The 5,417-nt window shown below is 64.6% G+C and carries 5 protein-coding genes; all 5 read right to left on the bottom strand.

The window, feature by feature from the left end; genetic code table 11:
* Window positions 1-290: 290 nt before the first annotated feature.
* The 5 genes from FJ319_14315 to aroB are packed head-to-tail and all read right to left on the bottom strand — an operon-like array spanning window position 291 to window position 5,132.
* Window positions 291-749 carry a DinB family protein gene (locus FJ319_14315; protein MBM3935440.1) on the bottom strand — a complete coding sequence of 153 codons (459 nt, stop codon included), beginning with the start codon at window positions 747-749 and terminating at the stop codon, window positions 291-293.
* 48 nt (window positions 750-797) lie between these two features.
* The gene (locus FJ319_14320; GenBank protein MBM3935441.1) at window positions 798-1,265 is read right to left on the bottom strand and encodes a DinB family protein; all 468 of its coding nucleotides are present in this window, start codon (window positions 1,263-1,265) and stop codon (window positions 798-800) included.
* An 11-nt stretch (window positions 1,266-1,276) separates the two neighbouring features.
* Window positions 1,277-2,566, bottom strand: a complete 1,290-nt coding sequence (tgt, locus tag FJ319_14325) for a tRNA guanosine(34) transglycosylase Tgt (GenBank protein ID MBM3935442.1) — start codon at window positions 2,564-2,566, stop codon at window positions 1,277-1,279.
* Between the two features lie 36 nt (window positions 2,567-2,602).
* Window positions 2,603-3,436 carry a sulfite exporter TauE/SafE family protein gene (locus tag FJ319_14330; GenBank protein MBM3935443.1) on the bottom strand — a complete coding sequence of 278 codons (834 nt, stop codon included), beginning with the start codon at window positions 3,434-3,436 and terminating at the stop codon, window positions 2,603-2,605.
* Window positions 3,437-3,461: 25 nt separating this feature from the next.
* Window positions 3,462-5,132, bottom strand: coding sequence for a 3-dehydroquinate synthase (gene aroB, locus FJ319_14335; GenBank protein ID MBM3935444.1), 1,671 nt, complete (start codon window positions 5,130-5,132; stop codon window positions 3,462-3,464).
* Between the last annotated feature and the right edge of the window lie 285 nt (window positions 5,133-5,417).

Raw genomic sequence — 5,417 nt, forward strand, 5'->3', positions numbered from 1 at the left:
GTAGCATGTTGTTTAGAGCTCTGCCTGACATGTTCTTCTACCTGGGGGACCCGAACATACCGTCATCCACCAATGGCCTTGAAGGCTACTTCTCCAGGCTCAAAGCTCGATACCGTCAGCACAGGGGACTGAGCACGAACAATCGCTATCAGTATTTCACTTGGTACTTTTACCTTGTACCACGCTGATCACACATTTTCTGCAAATATGCCCGAAATGACGATGGGGAAGCCTGATGTAGTTTTTGGAACCTGTGGCCGCAGGTAGGCGGCCAGCCCTCCGCCCCCTCCTTACCCCCGCGCCTTCACCAGGTCGCGCGTGAGCTCGGCGTGCGCCATGTGCTCCCCCGCGTGCCTGACAGTGGAAATCAGCACCTCCCGGCCGGGGATGCTTCCGCGCTTGGGGTGCGGGTAGCTCTGGGCGACGGCGTTGGCGGGCAGGCCGGCCATTGCCGTCGTGATCTCGCCCTTCATGTCCGTCCACGCCTTGATCAGCGGCGCGGGCGACTTGCCGAGGGCCAGCCACTCAGCATCGCGCGTCCGGCTGACGTTCTTGCCGCACACGGTGCTCAGGACGTTGTTGTTTACGGCGGACAGCGTGTGCGCAGCCAGGAAGTAGAGCGTGCTGGCGTTGTCCAGCGGCTTCCAGTTCACCTGCTCTTCGGTCAACCCATCGAAGCACGCCATCAGCCTGTCCACGCTGTTGGAAATCCTGCCCCAGATATACTCCAGCTCTTCTTTCTCGTTCATGTAAGTGCCCCCTTCCTGATTGTTCGCCGGTGCGCCGACCCGACATTTTTACTTCGCCGCTTTGGACGCCTTGAGCAGGTCCCGTGTCAACTCCGCATGGCCCACGTGCTCGTGGGCGTGGCGCGCCAGAATCAGCAGCACCTCGATGCCGCTGACGTTGCGGTTGGTGTAGTCGTACTTCTTGTCCAGCGCGCCGGGCGGCAGCTTCGCCATCTCCTCTGAGAGCTGCTTGCGCTGGAGCTGCCACGACATTCGCAGCGGCCCCACGCTCTCGCCGACGGCGGAGAACTCCGCCTCCGCATCGCGCGTCCCGCTCTTGCCGCACAGCTTCGTCGAAATCACAAACGCCGTGTACGCGATGGTGTGCACGCCCAGGACATACAGGCTGTTCGTCTTCTCCGCCGGCGGCCGCCAGTTGATATCGTCCTGCGTCAGGCCGTCCATCGTTGCCAGGATGCGGTCTATCGACGCGGCGATCCGCTCAAGAAATACTTCAGCCAGCTCTTTCTGTTCCATGGTCACCTCATTCACGCCTGCCTCTCATGCTGCTTCCGCTGCGCCTCCACCCACTTCTGCTTCCGGGAATGGCGCGCCTTCTCATCCGGCGGCACGAACTGCTCGTGGAACGCCTTGCGGTAATCCCCGAACGTCCCCGCAAGGATAGCGTTCCGCATCTCTTCCATCAAGTGCAGAATGAACCGCACGTTGTGGATGCTCGCCAGCCTGTACGCCAGCAGCTCCTTCGTCCGAAACAGATGATTCACGTATCCCGCCGTGAATGTCCTGCAGGTGTAGCAGTCGCAACCATCCTCGATCGGCGCGTCCTTCGCGCGGTACTGCGCCGTGTCGATGTTGATGCGGCCCGCGCGGGAGAATAGCGCGCTGTTCCTCGCGATGCGCGTGGGCAGGACGCAGTCGAACATATCGATACCGCGCGCCACGCACTCCACCAGGTCCTCCGGCGAGCCAACTCCCATCAGGTAGCGCGCCCTGTCCGCCGGCAGCAGCGGCGCAGTGGACGACACGATATCGTACATCTCCCGCTTCGACTCTCCCACACTCAACCCCCCGATGGAGTACCCCGGAAAGTCCAGCGAGGTAATCTGCTGGACCGACCGCTCCCTCAGGTCCGGGAACAGCCCTCCCTGGACAATGCCGAAGAGGTGTTGGGTGCCGGAGATGGGCTGTTCTGGCGTTCTCTTTGTCTCCCCCTTGATGGGGGAGATGTCGCCGCTCGGGGCGACAGAGAGGGTGACGGCTATTTGGCTATTTCCCCAGTCCCTAGCCCCCTCCCCATGCGCCGCCCTGCACCGCACTGCCCACCGGTAGGTCTGCTCCACCGCGTACTCCACCCCCGCCCTGTCCGTCTTCGATGGCGCGCAGATGTCTATGGGCATGATGATGTCCGCACCGATGAGCCGCTGGTGGCGCATCACCGCCTCGGGCGTGAACTCGTGGAAGCTCCCGTCTATGTGTGACTTGAACACTATCCCGTCGTCGGTGATCTTGCGGAGGTGCTCCAGGCTGAAGCCCTGGAACCCGCCGCTGTCCGTCAGCGTCGGCCCGTTCCACGCCATGAACTTCGCCAGCCCGCCCATGCGGTCGACCGTCTCCGGCCCCGGCCGCAGGTAGAGGTGGTACGTGTTGGACAGCACGATCTTCGCGTTCATCGCGCGCAGGTCGGCCGGATCCAGCGCCTTCACGGACGCCTGCGTCCCCACCGGCATGAACGCCGGCGTCGGCACATCCCCATGCGCCGTATGCAGCACCCCCGCCCGCGCCGCCCCATCAGTTTTCACTACCGTCAAAATTCCCATTTCTCCACTGCCTGGCCGACTGCTGACTGCCGACTGCTAACTGCCAAGAACCCCGTCCCACACCAGCCGCACCCCAATAACCACAAGAATCACGATGAGCGTCCGCACCAGCCACTTCGCGCTCATTCGGCTCGCAACCCGCGCGCCTAGCTGGCTGCCAACCAGCAGCCCCGGCGCCGTCCACAGGAAGGCAGGGTACCACTCCACGTGGCCTAGCGCCGCATTCACGCCGAACCCGATCGCCGATGTCACCGCCAGCACGAAGACCGAAGTCGCGACCGCCACGACCACCGGGAAGCCCAGCATCGACACCATCAGCGGCGTCCGCATGAACCCGCCGCCCGTGCCGGTGAAAGAGGAGATAAAGCCGACAACGAAGTTGAGCGCCATGCCCAGCTTCTCATTGAAACTGTAGCGGTACTCCTTGCCGTCTTTTGCCACGATGTGCCGCGCGCCGCCGCTGCTGTCGCCCGCCGCAAGCCCCCCGTCCGGCCGCGTCACCTTCCCTCCGCGTTGCTTGAGGACCATCTGCACGCTGATGCCCAGCACCAGGAGCCCGAACGCGACCTTGAACACGCCGCCCGCGACCGCCGCCACTACGAACGGCGCGACGACCGCTCCAAACACGCCCGCGAGCCCGAACAGCACGCCGCTGCGCATGTCCACCAGCCTGAGCTTGTAGTACGCGTAGGTGCCCGCCAGTCCGTTGATCGCCGTGAGCCCGAGCGATGTCCCCGCCGCTGCCGCAGGCTGCATGTGGAAGAAATAGAGGAGTACAGGAACTAGGATTACGCCGCCGCCGATTCCAACCATTACACCCAGCGCGCCTGTGCCCAGGCCCACCAGCAGGTACGCGATAGCTTCTTCCATCCGGCGCGGCGCCCCCTGAGGATTGTTACGGTCTACACAGCGCTTCCAGCGTGGAGCGCACAAGCGCCTCCGGCACGTCGCGCCGGCTCACCGCCCGCCCGATGCCGTCCAGCAGCACCCACCGGATCGCGCCGCCAGCCACCTTTTTGTCCACGGACATAGCAGCCCGCACAGCGTCCACGTCCAGCCCTGGGGCCGATGTCGGCAACCCGTAGGCCTCCAGCACCGCACGCTGGCGGTCCACGTCCTTCTGCGAGAGCATCCCCATCCCCAGGCTCAGCATCGCAGCGCCCATCATGCCCACGCTCACGGCCTCGCCGTGAAGGTACCGCTCGTACCCCGTCACCTGCTCGATCGCGTGGCCCATCGTGTGGCCGTAGTTGAGCAGCATCCGGAGTCCAAGCGTCTCTTTCTCGTCCTGCGATACCACGTTCGCCTTGATCGCCGCGCTCCGCCGGATAACCTCGGACGCCACGGCGCGGTCGAGCGACTGTATCGCGGGCGCTTTCGTCTCGAAGGTCCGCAGCAGCGATTCGTCCATGATGAGCCCGTGCTTGATCGCCTCGGCCCACCCGGCCCTCAGCTCGCGCGCAGGCAGCGTGGAAAGGACCGCCACGTCCGACAGCACCAGCCGTGGCTGCTTGAACGCGCCCACCAGGTTCTTACCGGCAGGCAGGTCGACAGCCGTCTTCCCGCCGACCGCCGCGTCCATCATGGAGAGCAGCGACGTCGGTACCTGGACGAACGACATTCCCCTCAGGTATGTAGCCGCGACGAATCCCGCCAGGTCGCCGACGACTCCTCCGCCGACGGCGACGACCGCATGGCCGCGCTCCGCCTTGCGCTCCGCCAGCCATGTGTAGACGTGCTGTACGGTGTCGAGGTTCTTGTTGCGCTCGCCGGAAGGCATGATGAAGACGTGGCTCGGCACGCCCGCCGCTTCGAGCGACGCCTGCGCCGCGCGGCCGTGGCTGCGCACTCCCTCATCTGTGACGATGAACGCCACGCCGGGCGAAAACACCGACTTCACTCGCTTGCCCAGCTCCGGCAGGATCCCCCATCCCACCCACACCGGGTAGTCGCCCGACGCTGTCCGCACCATCGCCGCCAGGTCGCCGGTCCCCGCAGCGGACTTCGCCTGCGCCTGCTTCGAGAGCAAACCCCAGGCGCGCACCACCTCCTGCGCGACCTCCGACGGCGACATCCTGTCCGTATGCACTGTCCAGTGCGCCCGGGCGTAGCAAACCTGCCGCTGCGCCTTCATCGCCCTTATCTTTGCCAGCGGGTCCGGGCCCTGCAGCAGCGGCCTCACCACCGGCCCGCGCTGCCTTCCGGACGGCATCAGCCGCTTCAGCACCGTCTCCGGCCGCACCTCCAGGCACACAACGATGCCGGACTGCTCCATCACCTCGATGTTGCGCTCGTCCACCACAATCCCGCCGCCGGTAGAGACCACCTGCCGGTCCTTCGCGGCCACAGCCGCCAGCCGCTCCCGCTCGATTTCCCTGAACCGCGGCTCGCCGTCGTCCCTGAAAATCACATCGATCGGCTTCCCGGCGGCCTTCACAATCTCGTCGTCGATATCGACGTAGGTCCACCCCATCTGCCGCGCAACATCGCGGCTGACAGTAGTCTTGCCAGCCCCCGAGAACCCCGTAATGAAGATATTCTCTCTCAACGACCGTTTCGCCCTCAAAAAACTTCGCTGTAATGGTACGTCATAGGGGGGCTGGGGGCTAGGGGCTGGGGGCTGGGGAACTAAAACCTCCTCTCCCCGAGGGAGAGGCCTACGGGGCCTTGACCGTAGAGCCTGCCCTGAGGCTTTGCGAAGGGGTGAGGGCCCCGGCTGTTCCGCCCCTGCCCTTGTTTCTCTCCCTCAGGAGACCTTTGCGTTACCTCGGGAGGAGAGGATTTTGGACGAGCCTCTTCAAATTGATGTCATGTTCGGGCGAATTTTTAGCCCCGGCATCCGCCGTCAGGC

This window comes from SAR202 cluster bacterium (assembly GCA_016872355.1).
Lineage (GTDB): Bacteria > Chloroflexota > Dehalococcoidia > Lucifugimonadales > VGZY01 > VGZY01.